Below are 18,359 nucleotides of genomic sequence, written 5' to 3' on the forward strand. Positions count from 1 at the left end.
CGCGTTCGTGGCGAGTTCGGCCACGAGCAGCGTCGCCGTGCGGTTGGCCTCGCTGTCGTACGGCCAACCCCAGCCGTCGACTTGCTCGGCCGTGAGACGGCGGGCGAGGCGGGCACCTCTGGGCGTGGCCGAGAGACGGATGGTGAAGCGACGGGTGACGAAGAGGGCGATATCGGCGTTCATGTCACTCAGCGTCGTGGACCGTCTCTACGCTGACCAGTAACGACGACGGTACGTGGAGTCACTGTCCGGGCGCCGTCCGGCTGTGTCCGGGTCATGTGGCGTTACCTGGTGCGTGGTGGGCGAGTTGAGTACGGGAGACAGCGGCACGGGGAGGTGTCCGGGTGTGAACGTGACGGGGCAGGGACTACAACATGACGGCGACGACGAGGAGTCGGCGGCGGTCCTGCGGACGGTCGCCAGGATCATCAAGACCTACCGTGAGCGAAAAGGGCTGACCCAGGCCGAGTTCGGGACGGCCATCGGGTACAGCGAGGAACAGGTGTCCTCGGTGGAACGGGGGCGACGGGCGCCGAGCGCGGCGTTCCTGGAGGCGGCGGACCGGGTGTTGGAGGCCGGTGGGCTGCTCGTCGCGCTGAAGAAGGACGTGGAGCAGGCGCGGTACCCGAAGAAGGTACGGGACTTGGCGAAGTTGGAGGAAGAGGCGGCCGAAATCTGCGCCTACGACAACTGCGTCGTCAACGGACTCCTTCAAACCCCAGAGTACGCGAGGGCGTTGTACGGGATGCGGCGTCCGCCCTTCTCCGAGGAGGAGCTGGAACGCCTTGTCGCCGCGCGCTTGGCGCGGCAGGAGATCTTCGACGGGAAGCCCGCACCTGTCTTCAGCTTCGTCCAAGAAGAGGTGGCACTACGCCGCCCGCTTGGGGGCAGAATGGTGATGCGGAAGCAGCTCGAACATCTGTTGGAGGTCGGCCAACGGCGGAACGTGGAGATCCAAGTGATGCCCACGGAGCGTGAGGACCATGCCGGTCTTGCGGGATCACTTCAACTGCTTCGGCTCAAGGAAGGGGACACCGTGGGGCACAACGAGGTCCAGCTCACCAGTCGGCTGATCTCCCACCCCAAGGAGCTCCAGATCCACGAGATCCGCTATGGCGCCATCCGAGCCCAGGCCCTGCCTCCCCGCGAGTCGCTGGGCTTCATCGAGAAACTGCTGGGAGAGACATGATGACCAACCCCTCGACGGGGAACGGTTTCGCGCTGGAGTGGTTCAAGAGCAGCTACAGCACGAATGACGGCCCGGCGTGTGTCGAGGTCGCCTTCGCCCCCGAGACCATTCACATACGGGACTCGAAGCGCGTGCACGGCGGCCAACTCGCCTTCGGCGCCCAGCAATGGGCCGCCTTCGTCTCGTACGCCGCCGACCACTGACGTACGACCTGTCGACGCCCCGCGCATCCGGTTCCGTACCGGGCGTGGGGCGTCGTCGCGCCCCGGTCAGCGACGGCGACTCCCCCAGCAGACCCGGCCCGGCCCCGACGGTGGACTCCTCCGAAGGATAGGCTCACCGGACACTGTCGTTCGGGGAGGGGCACAGCGGCATGATCATCTTCGGCACCAAGGGGTACCTGCACGCGCTCGCGATCATCACGCTCCTGTGCGGACACTGCGGCAACCCGAGTGCACACGCGCTCCGGAAGCGGGTCGTGAAGTTCACCCTGTTCTTCATCCCGCTCTTCCCTGTGTCGGTCAAGTACCTGACGCAGTGCACCTTCTGCGGCGCCCAGGAGAGGGTGACCGTGGAACAGGCCACCCAACTCCAGACCCAGGCCGCCCAGGACCCCGACCCTCGCTACACGCCGCTGGGACAGCAACAGCCGCACCAGGGCTGAACGCCCGTGCAGGATGTGCTCGACGGGTGTAGGTCGGCGGTCGGTGAGGCGGGTGATCAACCGTCCGATCTCGGCAAGGCTGGGGTGGATGAGCGGGGACGATCCGTTTCTGTTTTCCCGGCATCCAGCTCCACTTCTGCCGGGCAGTCCGTTGAACAACTCGTGGACGGGATGGCCCGCGTGACGGGCTTCCTCCGCCAACGTCCAGCCGTTCTTTCATTGCAGCGGAGCGATCACTGCTGAAACGGTGCACGAACCGCCCATGCACAGCTTCCAGTTCACCCGCCCACAGCCGACGTCAGCAAGGTCCCCACCCATAACCGCACCCCGACCGAACTGGCCCCCAGTCACGGCAAGCACCGTTGCAGTACTAGCGTCCAGCATCCGAGCATCGTGTGCAGTAGTGGCCCACGCCCCCCGCGACACGCGGCCGAATGCCGCCTTGCCCGCGCAGTCCGCGCTGGTCACTGTCAGTGGCATACCCACACGGTGACTACCTCGTCCGGAGACCTCTATGCTGCGGGTGCATTTCACTGCTGGGAACATCGCGCGGCTGCGTGTCGCGGTCACCCCCGATCCTCTGTGGGAGATCGCCAACAGTTTCCAGATCCTGATCGGCAAGGACAGCCTGCTGGTGTTTGACCAGTGGCGCAGCCGGGTCCGGCCGCGCCTGATCCGGGACAGCGCTGCACTGCTCACCGCGCTCCTGCCGCCCCGCGGTTACTCCCCGGACTTCCTCACGCCCGACCTCGGCGGCTGTCCAGACCTGGAGAGCGCCGTTGATACCGTGCTCCGCACCTCGAAGACCACCCTGCGGGGCGACTTGACCAGGCTCGTCGCGTCACCCGTCAGGCAGAAGCCGCCGCCGACCGGTCTGCGGGCCCTGGCGGGCGGGGAGCCCGAAGCGCTGCACGACCTGGGCACCGCCCTGCACGGCTACTACCGGCGGGCGCTCGAAGAGTTCTGGCCGCACATCTGCGCACAGGTAACCGCCGACGGTGCGCTGCGTGCCAGGGCGGTGCTCACGGGTACGTTGCACGGCTAGTGCCCCGGCAGGCAACGTTTGCCCGTCAGGAGCGGCGTCCGGTGCGTGCTCTGGGGGTACTCCCTGCTCACAGAGCTTGGGGGAGTGCCGGACGGAAGCCCTCGTACTGGACGTACGTGGGCTTTCGTCCGGTGCGGCGAGAGTACGTGCCGGGCGTCGCGACGGGGCGAGCGTTGCCTGCCGGGGCACTAGCATGCTGGTCGCGCCGTGCAGCAAACGAGGTAAACGTTGCCTGCCGGGCACTGGTCGGGGCCGAGCCGCACCGCGAATCGACGCCCTGTCACTTCTTCTCCCGAGGTTCGGAGCGTTCAGTCGGTGACGCGCTGGACGACCAGGCACGACCAGGTGAAACCGCCTCCCCCGCTGAATCCGACGGCGAACTCTCCAGGCGCGAGGAGCTCCTGGTCCCAGAGGTCGGCGAGGTTGGCGATCGCGTCCCCTCCGCCCAGATGGCCAGTGCGGCCACCGAGATGGAGGATCTCCGCCTTGATCACCTCCTGCATGATCGGCAGATAGAGCAGATCGATGGTCTTCGGGCCGAGGCGCGACAGGGTCGCACAGCGGATGCGCGGGTCATCGGGTTTCAGCCCGGCCTCCGCGAGCGCGGCCATCAGGGTGGCGCGCACCTTTCGAGGACCGATCTCGGCGAAGCGAGCCATACCGCCGTCAGCGAGGAACGCCTTCTTCGTGCGGCGCGCGTCGACGGGCACGGAGTGCGCGAGGGGCACGGTAGTGAACTCGTCCCGACCGCGATACATGGACTCCAGTTCGGGCGCAGATCCCAAGGCGTGGGAAAGGATCCGCAACCCCGGTCCCGAGCGGCCGACGACCGCGGCGGTGCCGCCGTCCCCGAAGACCGCGTCGTAGTCGCCGCGCCACCGGTCGAACGCGGGTGCGGCGAAGCGGTCCCCCGTGGTGACCAGGGCATTGCGCACGGACGGGTCCGCCTCCAACCGCACCGCGGCCGTGTGCAGCGCCATGGCGCCGGCGTGACACATCTGCTGGATGCCAAAGGCGACGGCGTCGGAGGCGCCGAGCTGGTCGGCGACGTAGTGAGCAGGGGACCAGAAGTCGTGGCCCTGGTGATGGATCCAGGCGTGGATGACCAGATCCGTCTCCTCGGGCGTCACCTGCGCCTCGCTCAGGGCCCGGCGCGCTGCGCGGACCGCCATCTCCGGGCCGGACGGGCCACAGGAGACGGGAACCTCGGCAGCTCCGGCGGCCTCGGCGTCCGCGACGGTGGTGAGACCGGCGAGCACCGCCGCGTCGGCGGTCTGGCGGACCGGGGGCAGCCAGGTGGCCGCCGCACGTATGGTGAGTTCGCTCCCGAAACGCATTTCGGCCGCCCTTTCGTCGGATCTTCTCCGCAACTTCCGCATAACAGAGCCGATCCACGCGTCAACAAGGACACTTGCGGGAGTGATGTGTCTCACATGATCGAGGGAAGCGCACAACTCTCGGCGGAGAACTAAGGGCTGTCCCGTAATCCCTGACGGGCGCGCGACGACGGCTACGGCACCTCGCCGCGTTGTCGGAACGCCCGAATACGTCCAGTATTCGGGCGTCCCTCCGCCTTGCGATGCACCGCATCCGACGCCGCGCGCTGATCCGCCAGGGATTACGGGACAGCCCTTAGAGGCTGGACAACACGGAAGGAAACGCCGACTCTTTCCGACCGAACCCAAGGCGCCGTATCCGTAAAACCCCGCGGCGCCCGAACATGTCAAAAGGTCCGCTTCCCTGAGTAACTCCCAGAGGCGGACCTTTGATTTTTGCAAGACTTTGGAGATTGTCGTTCTGCTTTGACTCGTCCCTGAAGCCGCCGAGGGCATCAGGTCGCCCGCGGGGCCCCCGGGGGCCGGGGAGACGGACGGCAGCAACACGCCCCACGCCTCATCGACGAATCCACCAGGCCCTCGGCAGCCCTTCGGGCACCTCGCGGCGCTCGGCGGCGGCCCGCAGCAGCCCCGGACACGGCCTGAAGCTCGCCCCCGAGGTCACGGGCGGCGGGCTCCGCCGCATCCGCGCGCAACTCCTGCCGTGCCCACCCCAGGCGCAGGCCTGGCCGCGGCCGGGCCGCGTTCGTCGAAGACTTCCGCCGCGGCTCTCACCAGCCCGTCGATCTCGCACAAGGGGCGTCAGGCCGTACGGCCCACCGCGTGCTCACTCACCTCACGGTGCAGCGATCCGTCGGAGGACAGGATCGCCCGGTGCAGTGCCTGGATACTGGGTGACGGCTCGAGGCCGAGGCGTCCGGCCAGTTCGGTCCGCAGTTCGCGGTAGACCTCGAGGGCCTGTACCCGGCGGCCCGCCCGGTACAGCGCAAGCATGAGCTGTGCGTGCAGTGCCTCGTGGGTGCGGTCGCCGGCCGCGTGGGCGACCAGCTCTCCCAGTAGTTCGTAGTGCCGCCCGAGCCGGAGTTCCGCGCTGATGCAGCGGTCGAGTGCAGACCTGCGCCGTTCGTCCAGTTCCTTCTGCTTGATCATCAGTAGCGGCCCGGTGGGCAGGTCGCACAGCGCGGGTCCGCGCCACAGCGCCAGCGCCTGCCGGAACCGGGATGCGGCGAGCGTGTCGTCGCCCGACGCGACGGCGCGGTGACCGCGCTCGGCGAGGCGCTCGAACTCCTCGCAGTCGACCGCGCCCGCGCCGAGGCCGAGCATGTAGCCGCCGGGGCGGGTGGTGATGATCTGCTTGGGGTCGAGACCCGGGCGCGCGGACGCAATGAGCTCGCGCAGTTTCCGGATGTAGGTGTGAATGGCGGCTCCCGCGCTGCGGGGCGCATCCTCGGCCCAAAGCTCTTGGATGCCTTCCGTGACCGAAAGCGTCCTACCTCGGCGCATAGCCAGCAGGGCGAGCAATTTGGCCTGTTTCACCGCAGTCGGCGTGACGTTCGCTCCATCTATGCGAACCATGAACGAACCAAGAACAGAGATCTCCATCGACTTTCCCCCAGTTAGTCGTTAGTCACTCGTCATAGACGATAAAAATCCAGCCGTCGGTTTGTCAACATCGATCCAGTCGAGGTCGGCATGAACCATCGCAAACAGCCTGACTGAATGGGACTTTCCGGTATTCAGTCAAGTTCTGTTAAAGACATTTGGCGGTACGTCGCTCCAGTTGGCCTGTTCTCTCGGACGGAAGAGGGATGAGGCCGTCTGCACTGTGTCTGAAGCCCGGCTGTCCTCCCGCTCCAAGCTGCCTCTCGCACCGCGAGAGCGGCCTCCGGCCCGTGCGGCCCGCGCGCCTACTGTCTCGGGCATCCGGTTCGGCCTGCTCCCACGGGCCGAGGCGTCGGACCGCGTCCACGAGGCCGAGACGAGAGGTGACACGAGTGCTGCTGGCAGAGCAGGAGGCATCGCACGGTGCCCCATGGCGGCAGATCGTCGACCATGAGGCCGGCGGCGAACCGCTGCACGTATGGGAGAGCCCCGGACAAGACCCGCGAGGACCGAGTCTCGTCCTCGTCCACGGCTTCGAGGAGAACTGGGAGAGCTGGCTACCCCTCGCCCGTCGACTCCCCCGCGACCTGCGGTTGTTCGCCCTCGACCTGCCCTGGCGCGGCGGGTCGCACCACCGCTGGACCGACCGGGGCAGCTCCGCCACCTGGCTGGAACGGGCCCTGGAACTCCTTCCGGTGCACCCCGACGCGGTGTTGGCCCACTCATTCGGTGCCACCACCCAGCTCGAACTGCTCACCAGGAGCACGCCGTTTTCGGCCATCCCCACCACGCTGGTGGCTCCCGTCTACCGACCGCACGACCAGCCCGTCGACTCCCGCTTCTTCGGCGAGGCGGTCGACCGGTTCCGCAGCGTGCTCGCGGACGGGCTGCGCGCCAGGATGGGCCCACGCGGTGCCACGGTCCCGCCGGACATCGTGGACGTGATGATCGGCAAGGTGCGTGAACGCGTGGAACCCCAGGGCTTCCTGCACTTCTACGCGACGCTGAGCCGGACCCCCCATCTGCCGTTGCCTCTGATCGAGGCCCCCGTACTGGTCGTCAGCGGAACCCACGACCCCTCCGCGCCGGTTGCCGCGATCGACGAACTACGCCGTGCAATCCCTGATGTGACGATCCATCAGGATGCGAACCTCGACCACTTCTGTCAGCTGCGGCAACCAGACCGGGTGGCCGAACAGCTCCTCGCCTTCCTGGCAGCCAGGGGACTTTGCCTCGCCGGCAGACCGCAGCCCACTACCAAGGAGTCGATCAGCGCATGACCACGCACGAGAACGACGCGTACGACGTCGTCATCAGCGGTGCGAGCATCGCGGGCAGCGCCGCGGCGGTCCTGCTCGCCCGGCGCGGCGTACGTGTCGCGCTACTCGAACGCCGCTCGGATCCCGCGGCGTACAAGGTGTTGTGCACCCACTACCTACAGCCGTGCGCCTACCCCGTACTCGACGAGCTCGGGCTCGTTCCAGCGCTGGAAAAGGCCGGCGCGGTCCGCAACGAGGCTCGCTGGTACACCCGTTGGGGCTGGATAGAGCCCAAGGCCGCGCCCGGGGGCCCCGAACTCCCCTACGCGTACAACATTCGGCGCAGCACACTGGACCCGCTGATCCGGTCTCATGCGGCCCGGACGCCCGGCGTCGACCTACTCCTCGGTCATACCGTGAGTGGACTGATCCAGGAGGCCGGGCGGACCGTAGGTGTGCGGGTGTCGACGGCCGAGGGCGAGCGCGAGATCCGTGCCCGCCTCGTGATCGGCGCCGACGGCAAGGACTCGGCCGTGGCTCGATTCGCGGGAGCACCGGCTCGCCTCCATAGAAATCAACGATTCAGCTACTTCGCACACTTCCGTGATCTGCCACTGCGCGACGGAATCACCCAGTCCTGGTTCCTGGAACCGGACGTGGCCTACGCGATGCCGAACGACGACGGGGTGACGGTCGTCGCGGTGATCCCCGACAAGAAGCGGCTGCCGGACTTCCGCAGGGACCTGGAGGGCAGCTTCCTCGATTTCGTCCGCGCCCTTCCTGAGGCGCCGCCCATCGACTCTGCCGAGCGCGTCACAAAGATCACCGGTACCGTCAACTACCCGCTGCACAGCCGTAAGCCGACCGCACCGGGCATCGCGTTCATCGGCGACGCGGCGCTGGCCGGCGACCCCCTGTGGGGCGTCGGATGCGGCTGGGCCCTGCAGTCCGCACAGTGGTTGGCCGAGGCGGTCTCCGCCGCGGTGTCCGGGCGCGGCGACCTGGAACAGGCACTCGCAGCCTACGCCCGTCGGCACCGGCGAGGGCTGCACGGACATCAGCATCTGGCCGCCGATTACGCCAAGGCCCGGCCGTTCAACCCCTTCGAGAGGCTGATGTTCTCCGCGGCCGCCCGCGACGAGGCCATGGCCCGGCACATGCACCTGTTTGCCTCACGCCTCATCGGGCCCCTGCGCTTCCTCAATCCGGTGGCGCTGGCCAGGGCCTCGGCCGTCAACCTCCGGCATCGCGGTACAGCCGTGCCCGCACCGCCCGTGCCCTTGTCCCGCACCGACTCGTGACCGGGGCGTCTCCGGTCCCCTCGCCCTCTTTCCTGCCGCCCTGGAATTCCCGAGAAAGGCAACCCCTCATGAGTACCGACATGACCTCCATCCTCACCGCCGAGCAGGACGCACAGCTGCGCGAGATCATCATCGAGGTCCTGGAGCTGGAAGCGGACGAACTCACCGACACCAGCAGTTTCGTCGACGACCACGACGCGGACTCGCTGCTGGCCATCGAGATTCTGGCTCGCATAGAGAAGGACCTCGGCATCACCATCCCGCAGGACGACCTGGTCGACATGGGCAACCTCGACGGCGTGCGCGCCGTGGTCGTCCGCAATCTCGGGGGCGACAAGGATGCCTGAGCCCGAGACACGCCGTGTGGTCGTCACTGGCCTGGGGGCGGTGAGCAGTGCGGGCATCGGCGCGGCCGAGTTCACCGCCGCGATCCGGGCCGGCCGCCGTACCACCTCCCCCATCACCTCTTTCGACACGACCGGCTTCCCGCACGTCCACGCGGGGGAGGTGCACGACTTCGAGCCCGCCGAGTGGCTGCGCCGCATCGAGCCCACGCAGTGGGGGCGCAGCAGCCAGTTCGCCGCCTCGGCCGCCCGGCTCGCGGTGGCGGACTCGGGCCTTCCCGAGTCCGAGCTGGCCCGGGCCCGCGCGGGCTCGGTGATGGGCACCACGAGTGGCGAGTCCGCGGTCATCGAGGAACTCGTCGGCCAATGGTCGGCAGACGGGCTCAAGTCGCTGGGCACGGACCGGGTCGGTGCGGTCCCGGCCGGCCGGATCGCAGCCGCGGTCAACAGCGAACTCCGCCTCTCCGGCGAGGCGTTGACCCTTGCCACGGCATGTTCGGCGAGCAACTACGCGCTCGGTTACGCCTACGACATGGTGGCCGGTGGCGACGCGGACTACATGCTGGCCGGAGGGGCCGACTCGGTGAACCGGTGGGCGCACGCCGGCTTCTACCGGCTCGGCGCCCTGGCCGAAGAAGTGTGCCGCCCGTTCGACGCGCACCGCTCCGGAATCCTCACCGCCGAGGGCGGAGTCGCACTGCTGCTCGAGCCGTACGACCGGGCCGTCGCCCGAGGGGCCCGGATCTACGCCGAGGTGCTCGGTTACAGCGTCAACTGCGACGCCGAGCACATGGTGCACCCGGATCCGACCAGCATCGCCGCCTGTATCAGGGCCGCACACCGCAGCGCCGGAGTGACGCCCGAGCAGATCGACTACATCTGCGCCCACGGCACCGGCACCCGGACCAACGACGCGACCGAGGTCGCCGCCGCGCGGGAGGTGTTCGGCGACCGGATCCCGCCGATCAGCTCCATCAAGTCGATGATCGGCCACACCATGGGCGCGGCCAGCGGGTTCGGCGCGCTGATCTGCTGCCAGGCCCTGCACGAAGGGTTCCTGCCGCCGACCGCGGGCGTCGAGGAGATCGACCCGGCTCTCGGTGCGGGCGTCGACCCGGTGCCCGGAACGGCACGCCCGGCCCGGCCGCAGGTCGTGCAGAACCACGGGTTCGCCTTCGGCGGCAACAACGCCATCACCGTTTTCGGGAGGGTCGCATGAGCACCGCCGCCGTCGAAGCGCTACAGGCCCCTGTCACCCATGCGGTCGAACCGCTCGCGATCACCGCCGTGGGCGCGGCGACCCCCGCCGGTCTCGGGCTCGAAGCACTCGGCCGCGCCCTGGCAGCCGGCCGGCCGGGCCATGCCGAGCCGTCCGTCCAGGAGGGCGAGTCCCTGCCGCCGCGCCCGATCCGTGCCGTGCCCGATTTGAGGGTCACCGAGCTGATCGGCCGCAAGGGCAACCGGCATCTCGACCGTACGACTCGACTAGGGCTGGTCAGCTGCCGGTTGGCCCTGGACTCGCTGCCTGTACCGGTGGGCAGTCGCACCGGGGTCGTCCTGGGCACAAGCACGGGCAGCATCCGCAGCTCCAGCGAGTACTCCTTGGAGACCCTCCATCAGGAGCGCCCGTACTTGGTGAACCCGAGCCTCTTCCCCAACACCGTGATGAACTGCGCGGCCGGCCAGATCGCCATCCGGCACGGCCTCAAGGGCGTCAACGCCACACTCGCCGGCGGACACCTGGCCGGTGTGCAGGCGCTGCGCTACGCACGCAACGCCCTGCGTCACGGACACGCGGATCGTCTGCTGGTCAGCGGGGTCGAGGAGTTCTGTGCGCAGAGCGCCTGGGGCTGGCACCAGTCGGGGGCGCTGAGCCCGGACGCAGCGGTGGGCGAGGGAGCGGCCCTTCTGGTCGTCGAGGCCGAGGACGCGGCCCGGTCGGCGGGGCGCCGGGTACTCGCCCGGGTGCTGGCCTGCGAGACGGGTTACGCCGACCGCGGCGGACTGGCCCGGGCTCTCGCCTCGGTGATCGGCTCGGCGCTCGGGCGCAGCGGCAAGGATCCGGCCGAGGTCACCGCGGTCTCGCTCGGCGCCACGGGTCTTGTCGGCCTGGACCGCATCGAGGTGCGTGCCGTGCGCAGTGCGCTGGGCGGCGCTCTGCCCGATCAGGTCGTACGGGTCAAGGAGACGGTCGGTGAGTGCTTCAGCGCCGGCGGTGTCCTGCAGATCGCGGGACTGCTCGGACTGTGGCAGCTGGAGAACACCGGCGCCGCCCGGACCGCCGTCGTACCGGCGGTCTCCCGTGACGGTCAGGTGGGCTGCGTCGTCCTCGACCTGAACGCCCCCGTCGGCTGACGGGAGCCCGCCACCCCAGGACGGGGCCGGGGAGCATCGTCGATGCCTGCTCCCCGGCCCCCTCATTCCCGGCAGAACGGCAGGAAGGAAGACATGTCTGCGACGCGGACACATCCCGTGGAAACGGCCGTCCGGGCCCAGGGCCTCGGCGATCTGATCGCCCACTGCCTGTCCGGTTCCCAGGAGGCATGGTCGGCCCTGGTCGAGCGATACGCCCCCCTGGTGTGGACGGTGGCCCGCTCGCACCGCCTCTCCACCCCCGACTGCGAAGAGGTCTTCCAGCTGACCTGGCTGCGGGTGTATCGAAGTCTGCCCCGGCTGCACACACCGGAGCGGTTCCCGGCCTGGCTCACGACCTGCGCCCGCCGCGAGAGCCTCAAGCAGCTGGAGCGCTCCGGCCGTTACGTACCGGTCGGCGGCGCGGGGACCCTCGACCGGCCGACCGCCGCAGAGCCCGGCCCCGAGGAGCACCTCCTGGTACGCGAGCGCCGCGCCCACGTCCACGCCGCTCTGGCCCGGCTTCCGGACCGGGACCGCCGGTTGCTCACGCTGCTCAGCGCGGATCCCGCACCGGGGTACGACGAGGTGAGCCGGCGTCTGGGCATCGCCCGCGGCTCGGTGGGACCGCTGCGCGGGCGTGCGCTACGGCGCCTCGCCGAGCAGATGCGCATCATCGAAGGCGTAGGCCACCCGGCTGCGCTGTGACGTACCGTCATCTTCCAGGCCACGCACCATACCCACGCCGCCGACGCCGTCGTGTCGTGGCGCACTGTCGGCTCCCGGGTCCGGAGCGCTCTCGGGTTCCGGCTGCGGTATGTCGTTCGTGACCGAGCCGACGGCATCACCCAGGAGGGCCACCGGCCAGGCTGCCACCGCCCTCACCAGCGCGGGCGGCGGCTCGCCCAGCTCGGCGCGCAGCTTGTCCCCCGGCTGTTCACCACCGGCCGAATCCCATCCGTCGTCACTCGGCTCGCACCGCCCGGACTCGATCTCCGACATCGCCACCCCCTGCGGTCTCCGTCCGTGCCGCAAGGTCCAGTATCCGCGCCACGGGCAGTGTCGCGCCGCGCACCCGGACGACCGCCTGCGGCGCAGCGGGCAGCGCCGCCGCGGCGACGTACCCCTGAGGCGGGTCAAGGTCGACCAGCCGCCAGGTGCCGTCCGCCGGGGCCGCGCCGACGCCGTGCGCCAGCCCCGTCCCGACCCCTTTGAGGTACGCCTCCCTGCGTACCCAGCAGCGCCCGAACGCCGCGGGGCGCCGCTCCTCGGGCAGTTCTTCGAGCAGCCTCCGCTCGTCGGCGGCGAGCCACCGAGAGACCGTGCGCACGGTCCTCGCCGGGACTGCGGAGCCCTCCAGGTCGACCCCGACGGGCCGGTCCGCGAAGGCGTAGACGACTCTGTCGCCCGAGTGCGCCATCGAGTACTCCAGGTCCGGGGTGTCCTGCTGGAATGGGCGGCCGTGCGGACCGCCACAGGCCGGACACGCCGCACGGCGCAGCGTCAACTTCTCCGGTTCTCTGCCGGTGTACTCGGCCAGCAGCGTGCGCAGCCCCGCGTGCGCCATGACCTTACGGTGCCGATGCAGGGGTCTGCGCAGCCGTGCTACGCGGTGCCGCTGCCCGGCATCGAGCAACCGGGCGACAGCACGGGTCGCCGCACCCGGCGGCGGCACGGCGAGCCACCAGATGTGGAGCTCCTCAGGACCGGCCGGCGGATGCAGCTTGGTCACAGAGCCACTCCCCCGTCGACCTGGAGGACCTGACCGGTGATGTAGGAAGCCTTGTCGGAGAGCAGGAACGCGGTGAGGTCCGCGACCTCCTGGGCGGTGCCGAAGCGGCGCAGCGGCACCGAGGCCAGCGCCTCCTTGCGGGCTTTGTCGCCGAGTCCACCGGTCATGTCCGTCTCGATGAAGCCGGGGGCGACGACATTCACCCGGATGCGGTGCCGGGCCAGTTCCTTGGCGAGCGTCCGGCTCAGACTGTTCACCCCGCCTTTGGACGCGGCATAGTTGGCCTGGGTGGCGTGCCCGTAGACGCCGGCCACCGAGGAGACGTTGACGATCACTCCGGTACGCCGCTTGAGCATGCCGAATCCGACGCTGCGGCAGAAGTTGAATGTGCCGGTGAGATTGGTGTCGATCACGGAGGTCCAGTCCTCGAGCGGCATCATCACCAGGTGGTTGTCCTTGACGATGCCGGCCGAGTTGACCAGGGCGTAAGCCGGTCCCAGCTCGTTCTCCGCCTGCTTCACGAATGTGTCAACGGCCAGGTGGTCGGCCACGTCGCAGGGCTGGTGGAAGCACACGGCTCCCTGGGCGCGTACCAGCTCCGCGGTGTCCTCCGAGGCGGCGGAGGCGGTACGTCCGCAGAAGGAGACGTCGTATCCGTCCGCGGCGAGTTGTACGGCGATGGCCCGCCCGATGCCGCGCGATCCTCCGGTGACGATGACGTGCCGGCGCCGGCCGTCCTGCATGGTGAGCTCCTTCACGAGGCGTCCTTCAGACGGTGGGGGTATCGGTCTCGGGGCGGTGTGCGGTTCACGGAGCGGGCAGCGGGGCGCCAAGGCGCACGTAGACGTCCATCAGGTCGTCGGAGAGCCAGTACTCGGCGATGCGGCCGCGCTCGTCCAGGCGCAGCAAATCGGCCCCGCGCAGCATGATGGGGGTCCCGGGCGGCGCGGTGACGCCGACCGGACGCCCCGACTGCCAGGTGCCTTCGAAGATCCAGCGGGCGAAGACGTGGTCTCCGTCCACAAGAGGACCGAGCACGGTCCTGATCCGGGCATCGGTGTACGAGGAACGGAACGCCTCGATCCAGCCGACGAACTGCCGGGGGGTGCGCAGGCCCACGGGGTCGGGCATCCCGTACTTCGGTATGTGGAGCGTCAGTTCGTCGGCGAGGATCTCATCTGCCCGTTCCCGTGCGCCGTTCCAGAGCTCCATCCATTTCTTCCACAGAACGGCCTGCGGGCGAAGGTCCTCAGCGGTCAACGTGTCCGTCATACGTGCTCCTTGGGGGCGGTGTGCTCGTCGGTGTACCCCTACAGAGCGTCGCGGCGGCCCGGGGATACAGGGCCGCCGCACCGAACACCGAGAGGCCGGGTGGCGTCGACCAGGAGTCGCACCACCCGGCCTCTGGTCGGGTGTGTCGGGCCAAGCGGTCCTCAGGCCGCCTTGGGGCGGTCGGGCCGGAGCAGCAGTGCCGTCAGGGCCGTGGCCGCGGAAGCCGCAGCGGTGAACCACCAGCCGTGGCGGAACGCGGTCAGTGCCGCATCCGAGCCGCCGGGGGTGCCGACGAGCACGACCAGGATCGAGACGCCGAGTACGAAGCCGACCTGGCGCACCATGTTGTTCAGCCCCGAGCCGGTCGCCACGGAGGCCGGCGGGAGGTCGCGGGTGCTGGCGCCCATGAGCGGGGCGAGCGAGAGCCCCATCCCGATGCGGGTGAGCAGCACTCCGGGAAGCATCCCCACCACGTAGTTGGACTCGACGCCCACGGCGACCGCCCACCAGGCCGCGCCCAGGGCGATGACCGTCGAGCCGAGCACGATCGACAGCACCTGCCCGATCCTGGCCACGAGCTTGCCGGACAGCACCGACAGGAAGGGCAGCATCAGGTTGCCCGGAGCCATCGCAAGACCGGTGGCCAGGGCCGACCACTTCCAGATGTCCTGGCAGTACAGGGAGACCGAGAGCACGGTCGCGGCGAAGCTCATGTAGTAGAGGGCGGATGCGAGGTTGGAGATGGAGAAGTCCCGGATCCGCAGCAGCGCGAGGTCGACGACCGGGCTGGCGTGCCGGGCGGAGCGCACCAGCAGCAGCACGGTCAGGACCACGGCCGCGGCAAGGGAACCCAGCACCTTTCCCGAACCCCAGCCCCAGTCGGGCGCCTTGACGATGCCCAGGGAGAGCAGACCGATCGCGGCCGCGAGCAGGATGGAGCCCAGCAGGTCGGGCATCGTGGACTTCTCGCCGCCCCCGGCCCTGCCGGGGGCCAGGACCCTGGCCCCGACGATCAGTGCCAGGACACCGACCGGCAGGTTCACCAGGAAGATCCAGGGCCAGTCGACATTGACGAGCACACCGCCGACCAGGGGCCCCGAAGCCGCCGCGACACCGGCGGCAGTGGCCCAGACCCGCATGGCCCTGGCCCGCTGCTCCGGTCCGTACGTCACCATGAGCAGGCCCATGGACGTGGGTCCGAGCGCGGCGGCCCCGACCGCCTGCAGGACGCGTGCTGCGTTGAGTTCGCCCACCGAGCCGGACATGGCACAGAGCCCTGAGGCGAGGGTGAAGAGGGCCAGGCCGGTCATGAAGACGTTCTTCATGCCGTACCTGTCGGCGAAGCGGCCCGCCGGGATGAGCAGCGCCGCGAAGACGATGGCGTAACCGTTGAGTATCCAGGACAGGTCTGCGACGGACGCGCCCCTGAAGTCCTCGCCGATGGCAGGGAAGGCGACGTTGACGATGGTCAGGTCAAGGGTCGAGACAAGGATGCCGGCCGAGATGGTGGCGGCGGCGAGACTGCGCCGCCTGTCGCGGCGTGTGTCCTTGCCCGCGGACTGCTCGACCGGCCGGCCGGTCGCGGGTTGCGTGGTCATGGGAGGCCTTCCGGAAAGAGGACGACGGTCGGGCGGCTGTTCAGGACGTGATGACGCCGAGCTGGGTGAGCAGGCCGAGGGTGTCCGCAACGGTCCAGTACTCGGCGAACCGGCCGTTCTCGATGCGGAGGATGTTCATCCCGACGTGCTCGGTGGCCGTCCCGATCGCGGCGGTGGCCCCCGGCGTGCCACCGCGGTGCACGGCGGTCGCCCGGTAGCGGCCCGCGACCAGATCGCCGTCGACGATCGGCCCCGGCTCATCGGTGAAGTGCAGGTCCTCCAGGGCGGCGCGAGTCCGGACGATCCATGAAACCAGTCCGTCGCGGTCGCGGATCTCGTCGATTGCGGCGGTCTTCATACGCCCGGCCAGGCTCGTGCCGTGAACGGTGAACTTGTCTGCGATCACCTCGTCGGCGCGGGACAGGTCGAGTTCGCCGTTCCACAGGGCGTTCCACTTGGCCCACAGTTCGCGGGCTGCCGCCGCCTCCGTGGTGGGGGGCGTGCCGGTCGTGGTCTGCTCGGAGCCGGTCATGGGTGGCACCTCTCTACGGTCGGACCGGGATCAGGCGCCGGACGAGATCAGACGTCTGACTGAGATCAACGGTCGAAGGAGAAGAACAGGGAGGCCGGGGGCTGGGGGCCGCCTGGAGCCCAGCGGGGGATCTGCGACCCCAGGCGGCGCCGGCCGACACACCCGGCGTGTGACGACGGCCTCAAGGTAGTAGTTAGTCACTACTCAGTCAACCAGGCGAGACAGGCCCTGACGGATGCTGCCCTCGCATGACGCGTGGTTACATGTGACCCATGGAACGCATGACGGCCGACGCCCGCCGAAACCAAATCCTGCGCATCGCCTCCGAGGAATTCGCGCGCACCGGTCTCTATGGGACATCGGTCGAGACCATCGCCCGAAAGGCAGGAATCAGCCAGCCGTACGTATTCCGCCTATTCGGCACCAAGAAGGGTCTCTTCATTTCCGTGGTGGAGGACTCCTTCAACAAAATTGTGGATACATTTCAGCAGGCCAGTAGGGGTCTGAGTGGCACTGAAGCACTCGTCGCCATGGGCAGTCACTATCGGGAGCTCGTGCGTGTCAACAGGATGTTCCTGCTTATCCAACTGCATGGTTTCGCTGCCTGCGACGAACCCAATATCAGGGATGCGATGCAAAACGGATTCGGCCGCATGTGGCATGTCGTACAGGAGAATTCCGGGGCGGACGATGTCACCGTCAAGCAGTTCCTGTCGCTGGGGATGATGCTCAATGACATGGCCGCCATGGACCTGTGGAGCCTCGACGAGCCGTGGGCGAAGGCCTGCGTCGTCGCCCTGCCCGTGGAGAACTGGTCACGCTGACGCCACAAGCCCGACCGCTCGGTCGCGGGCCCGACCGCACAGATACACGCCAGGACCGTACGCGTACACCCGCCGCGGCCGTGTCCCGAGAGCCGGGCATATGTCTCCACTCCCGAAGCGGGGTTGCCCTCCCCGGCATTCCCGAGGCCGGCGTGTATCTCTGCCGCCGGAGCGGGGTTCTGTCCTGAAGCGTCGGTCCACGAGGGCCGGCCTCGTCGACGGGCGATGCCCAGGACAGGAGCCCGAGATGCGCTTCGGCGCCGACCTGACAATAGAGGCGGCAGAGACCTGGCTACCGGACACGACCGAGAACGCGTACGCGCTGGTGGCCGACGGCCTTCTCGACCCGGACGCCCCGGACGCCGCCGGAGTGGTGGAGGTCCCTGTCTCGTACGGGATGCCGGCCCCCGACATGGCCGTGCTGGCCGGACGAAAGGCCCTCTCCCGGGCAGGAGTCGAGGCATCCGACGTGGGCCTGCTGCTGCACAACTGGATCTACCACCAGGGACACGACTTCTGGTCCCCGGCCCACTATGTGGCCGACGGCATCGGCGCGACAACGGCTGTTCCCTTCGGCATCCAGCAGATGTGCCATGCCGGCGCCATGGCCCTGCACACCGCCGCAGTGCAGCTCACCGCCGATCCCTCGCTCGGCACCGCCCTTGTCACCACGGCGGACCGCTTCGATCCCGCCGGCTTCGATCGCTGGCGCGGCGACTACCAGGTCGCCTACGGGGACGGCGCCACCGCCGCCGTCCTCGGCCGCTCCGGCCGAGGACTCCGGCTCATGGCACATGCCGTGCGCGCCGCGCCCGAGATGGAGTCCATGTATCGCGGGGACGACAGGTTCAGTCCGGCACCACTCGCCCACGGCCGCCCCATCGACATACGCCGCACGAAGCGTGCGTTCCTCGAGGAGGGCGGCATGGACCGGTTCGCCAAGACCGGACCGGAGGCTGTGCGCGCCGTACTGCTGCGCGCGCTGGCGGAGGCCGGTCTGACTCCCGAGGATCCGCGGATACGATGCGTCGCCCTACCCCGACTCGGGCCCAAGGTCATCGAGTTGATGTACATGCCGGTCGTCCGGGAGCTACTCGGAGCGGAGCCTGTGCAGTTCGGTGCTCGCACCGGCCATCTGGGCTGTGGCGACGTCGTGGCCAATCTCGCGGACATCGTGCGTGAACGCCTACTGGCACCTGGTGAGTTCGCCCTCGCGCTCACGGGCGGCGGCGGGTTCACCTGGTCGTGCCTCGTCGTGCAGCAGCCGGACGACGACAAGTGAGGGCCGACGTGACAGGGAATCGTACG

The 18,359-nt window shown here is 69.0% G+C and carries 20 protein-coding genes and 2 pseudogenes; 12 read left to right on the top strand and 10 right to left on the bottom strand.

What is annotated here, in order from left to right:
- A pseudogene (locus NGF19_RS29320) lies at window positions 1-183 on the bottom strand (ATP-binding protein); the annotation flags it as partial.
- Between the two features lie 163 nt (window positions 184-346).
- Between NGF19_RS29320 and NGF19_RS29325 the strand changes: the two are divergent.
- From NGF19_RS29325 to NGF19_RS29335, 3 genes are all read left to right on the top strand, one after another.
- On the top strand, window positions 347-1,189 hold the full coding sequence (locus NGF19_RS29325; RefSeq protein ID WP_252428795.1) for a helix-turn-helix domain-containing protein: 843 nt from the start codon (window positions 347-349) through the stop codon (window positions 1,187-1,189).
- The gene (locus NGF19_RS29330; RefSeq protein WP_252428829.1) at window positions 1,189-1,392 is read left to right on the top strand and encodes a DUF397 domain-containing protein; all 204 of its coding nucleotides are present in this window, start codon (window positions 1,189-1,191) and stop codon (window positions 1,390-1,392) included. Before NGF19_RS29325 ends, NGF19_RS29330 begins: the two co-directional genes overlap by 1 nt.
- A gap of 170 nt (window positions 1,393-1,562) precedes the next feature.
- A complete protein-coding gene (locus NGF19_RS29335; RefSeq protein WP_252428797.1) occupies window positions 1,563-1,853 on the top strand; it encodes a zinc ribbon domain-containing protein in 291 nt (96 codons plus the stop codon).
- A 150-nt stretch (window positions 1,854-2,003) separates the two neighbouring features.
- Here the strand turns inward: NGF19_RS29335 and NGF19_RS31260 are convergent.
- Window positions 2,004-2,171 (bottom strand): annotated as a pseudogene (locus tag NGF19_RS31260) (IS701 family transposase); the annotation flags it as partial.
- Window positions 2,172-2,367: 196 nt separating this feature from the next.
- Here NGF19_RS31260 and NGF19_RS29340 point away from each other — a divergent pair.
- Window positions 2,368-2,898, top strand: coding sequence for a hypothetical protein (locus tag NGF19_RS29340; protein WP_252428799.1), 531 nt, complete (start codon window positions 2,368-2,370; stop codon window positions 2,896-2,898).
- A 308-nt stretch (window positions 2,899-3,206) separates the two neighbouring features.
- Here NGF19_RS29340 and NGF19_RS29345 read toward each other — a convergent pair whose 3' ends face one another.
- A complete protein-coding gene (locus tag NGF19_RS29345) occupies window positions 3,207-4,235 on the bottom strand; it encodes a ketoacyl-ACP synthase III family protein (RefSeq protein ID WP_252428801.1) in 1,029 nt (342 codons plus the stop codon).
- 801 nt (window positions 4,236-5,036) lie between these two features.
- On the bottom strand, window positions 5,037-5,837 hold the full coding sequence (locus NGF19_RS29350) for an AfsR/SARP family transcriptional regulator (RefSeq protein ID WP_252428802.1): 801 nt from the start codon (window positions 5,835-5,837) through the stop codon (window positions 5,037-5,039).
- A 392-nt stretch (window positions 5,838-6,229) separates the two neighbouring features.
- On the opposite strand from NGF19_RS29350, the gene NGF19_RS29355 reads away from it, so the two are divergent.
- The 6 genes from NGF19_RS29355 to NGF19_RS29380 all read left to right on the top strand — a co-directional run bounded on the left by NGF19_RS29355 (window position 6,230) and on the right by NGF19_RS29380 (window position 11,801).
- Entirely contained in the window at window positions 6,230-7,117 is an 888-nt protein-coding gene (locus NGF19_RS29355; protein WP_252428804.1) for an alpha/beta fold hydrolase, read from the top strand.
- Entirely contained in the window at window positions 7,114-8,397 is a 1,284-nt protein-coding gene (locus NGF19_RS29360; protein ID WP_252428806.1) for an NAD(P)/FAD-dependent oxidoreductase, read from the top strand. Before NGF19_RS29355 ends, NGF19_RS29360 begins: the two co-directional genes overlap by 4 nt.
- A gap of 68 nt (window positions 8,398-8,465) precedes the next feature.
- Window positions 8,466-8,744, top strand: a complete 279-nt coding sequence (locus NGF19_RS29365; RefSeq protein WP_252428808.1) for an acyl carrier protein — start codon at window positions 8,466-8,468, stop codon at window positions 8,742-8,744.
- Window positions 8,737-9,960, top strand: coding sequence for a beta-ketoacyl-[acyl-carrier-protein] synthase family protein (locus NGF19_RS29370; protein ID WP_252428810.1), 1,224 nt, complete (start codon window positions 8,737-8,739; stop codon window positions 9,958-9,960). The genes NGF19_RS29365 and NGF19_RS29370 overlap by 8 nt, the downstream gene beginning before the upstream one ends.
- On the top strand, window positions 9,957-11,096 hold the full coding sequence (locus tag NGF19_RS29375; protein WP_252428812.1) for a beta-ketoacyl synthase N-terminal-like domain-containing protein: 1,140 nt from the start codon (window positions 9,957-9,959) through the stop codon (window positions 11,094-11,096). The genes NGF19_RS29370 and NGF19_RS29375 overlap by 4 nt, the downstream gene beginning before the upstream one ends.
- Before the next feature lie 117 nt (window positions 11,097-11,213).
- Window positions 11,214-11,801 carry an RNA polymerase sigma factor gene (locus NGF19_RS29380; RefSeq protein ID WP_252428814.1) on the top strand — a complete coding sequence of 196 codons (588 nt, stop codon included), beginning with the start codon at window positions 11,214-11,216 and terminating at the stop codon, window positions 11,799-11,801.
- On the opposite strand, the gene NGF19_RS29385 is transcribed toward NGF19_RS29380, so the two are convergent.
- From NGF19_RS29385 to NGF19_RS29410, 6 genes are all read right to left on the bottom strand, one after another.
- Window positions 11,739-12,095: a hypothetical protein gene (locus NGF19_RS29385; protein ID WP_252428816.1), complete on the bottom strand. Its 357-nt coding sequence runs from the start codon at window positions 12,093-12,095 to the stop codon at window positions 11,739-11,741. The two genes, NGF19_RS29380 and NGF19_RS29385, sit on opposite strands and share 63 nt — an antisense overlap.
- Window positions 12,058-12,825, bottom strand: coding sequence for a 4'-phosphopantetheinyl transferase family protein (locus NGF19_RS29390; RefSeq protein ID WP_252428818.1), 768 nt, complete (start codon window positions 12,823-12,825; stop codon window positions 12,058-12,060). The genes NGF19_RS29385 and NGF19_RS29390 overlap by 38 nt, the downstream gene beginning before the upstream one ends.
- Window positions 12,822-13,568 (bottom strand): 3-oxoacyl-ACP reductase FabG, encoded by a 747-nt coding sequence (gene fabG, locus NGF19_RS29395; protein ID WP_252428830.1) that lies wholly within the window; start codon window positions 13,566-13,568, stop codon window positions 12,822-12,824. The genes NGF19_RS29390 and fabG overlap by 4 nt, the downstream gene beginning before the upstream one ends.
- 64 nt (window positions 13,569-13,632) lie before the next feature.
- Window positions 13,633-14,097: an ester cyclase gene (locus tag NGF19_RS29400; RefSeq protein WP_252428820.1), complete on the bottom strand. Its 465-nt coding sequence runs from the start codon at window positions 14,095-14,097 to the stop codon at window positions 13,633-13,635.
- A gap of 161 nt (window positions 14,098-14,258) precedes the next feature.
- Window positions 14,259-15,695 carry an MFS transporter gene (locus tag NGF19_RS29405; protein ID WP_252428822.1) on the bottom strand — a complete coding sequence of 479 codons (1,437 nt, stop codon included), beginning with the start codon at window positions 15,693-15,695 and terminating at the stop codon, window positions 14,259-14,261.
- 40 nt (window positions 15,696-15,735) lie between these two features.
- On the bottom strand, window positions 15,736-16,227 hold the full coding sequence (locus tag NGF19_RS29410) for an ester cyclase (RefSeq protein ID WP_252428823.1): 492 nt from the start codon (window positions 16,225-16,227) through the stop codon (window positions 15,736-15,738).
- A gap of 272 nt (window positions 16,228-16,499) precedes the next feature.
- On the opposite strand from NGF19_RS29410, the gene NGF19_RS29415 reads away from it, so the two are divergent.
- Window positions 16,500-17,051, top strand: coding sequence for a TetR/AcrR family transcriptional regulator (locus tag NGF19_RS29415; protein ID WP_252428825.1), 552 nt, complete (start codon window positions 16,500-16,502; stop codon window positions 17,049-17,051).
- 247 nt (window positions 17,052-17,298) lie between these two features.
- Window positions 17,299-18,333: a ketoacyl-ACP synthase III family protein gene (locus tag NGF19_RS29420; protein ID WP_252428827.1), complete on the top strand. Its 1,035-nt coding sequence runs from the start codon at window positions 17,299-17,301 to the stop codon at window positions 18,331-18,333.
- Window positions 18,334-18,359: the final 26 nt, after the last annotated feature.

The organism is Streptomyces macrolidinus (genome assembly GCF_023887685.1).
Taxonomy (GTDB): domain Bacteria; phylum Actinomycetota; class Actinomycetes; order Streptomycetales; family Streptomycetaceae; genus Streptomyces; species Streptomyces macrolidinus.

Excerpts from the sequence above, each read along its gene's own strand:
- NGF19_RS29365 (WP_252428808.1), top strand. The coding sequence starts at position 8,466 with ATGAGTACCGACATGACCTCCATCCTCACCGCCGAGCAGGACGCACAG.
- NGF19_RS29420 (WP_252428827.1), top strand. The coding sequence starts at position 17,299 with ATGCGCTTCGGCGCCGACCTGACAATAGAGGCGGCAGAGACCTGGCTA.
- NGF19_RS29415 (WP_252428825.1), top strand. The coding sequence starts at position 16,500 with ATGGAACGCATGACGGCCGACGCCCGCCGAAACCAAATCCTGCGCATC.
- NGF19_RS29345 (WP_252428801.1), bottom strand. The coding sequence starts at position 4,235 with ATGCGTTTCGGGAGCGAACTCACCATACGTGCGGCGGCCACCTGGCTG.
- NGF19_RS29375 (WP_252428812.1), top strand. The coding sequence starts at position 9,957 with ATGAGCACCGCCGCCGTCGAAGCGCTACAGGCCCCTGTCACCCATGCG.
- NGF19_RS29335 (WP_252428797.1), top strand. The coding sequence starts at position 1,563 with ATGATCATCTTCGGCACCAAGGGGTACCTGCACGCGCTCGCGATCATC.
- NGF19_RS29330 (WP_252428829.1), top strand. The coding sequence starts at position 1,189 with ATGACCAACCCCTCGACGGGGAACGGTTTCGCGCTGGAGTGGTTCAAG.
- NGF19_RS29410 (WP_252428823.1), bottom strand. The coding sequence starts at position 16,227 with ATGACCGGCTCCGAGCAGACCACGACCGGCACGCCCCCCACCACGGAG.
- NGF19_RS29360 (WP_252428806.1), top strand. The coding sequence starts at position 7,114 with ATGACCACGCACGAGAACGACGCGTACGACGTCGTCATCAGCGGTGCG.
- NGF19_RS29370 (WP_252428810.1), top strand. The coding sequence starts at position 8,737 with ATGCCTGAGCCCGAGACACGCCGTGTGGTCGTCACTGGCCTGGGGGCG.
- NGF19_RS29405 (WP_252428822.1), bottom strand. The coding sequence starts at position 15,695 with ATGACCACGCAACCCGCGACCGGCCGGCCGGTCGAGCAGTCCGCGGGC.
- NGF19_RS29350 (WP_252428802.1), bottom strand. The coding sequence starts at position 5,837 with ATGGAGATCTCTGTTCTTGGTTCGTTCATGGTTCGCATAGATGGAGCG.
- NGF19_RS29340 (WP_252428799.1), top strand. The coding sequence starts at position 2,368 with ATGCTGCGGGTGCATTTCACTGCTGGGAACATCGCGCGGCTGCGTGTC.
- fabG (WP_252428830.1), bottom strand. The coding sequence starts at position 13,568 with ATGCAGGACGGCCGGCGCCGGCACGTCATCGTCACCGGAGGATCGCGC.
- NGF19_RS29385 (WP_252428816.1), bottom strand. The coding sequence starts at position 12,095 with ATGTCGGAGATCGAGTCCGGGCGGTGCGAGCCGAGTGACGACGGATGG.
- NGF19_RS29400 (WP_252428820.1), bottom strand. The coding sequence starts at position 14,097 with ATGACGGACACGTTGACCGCTGAGGACCTTCGCCCGCAGGCCGTTCTG.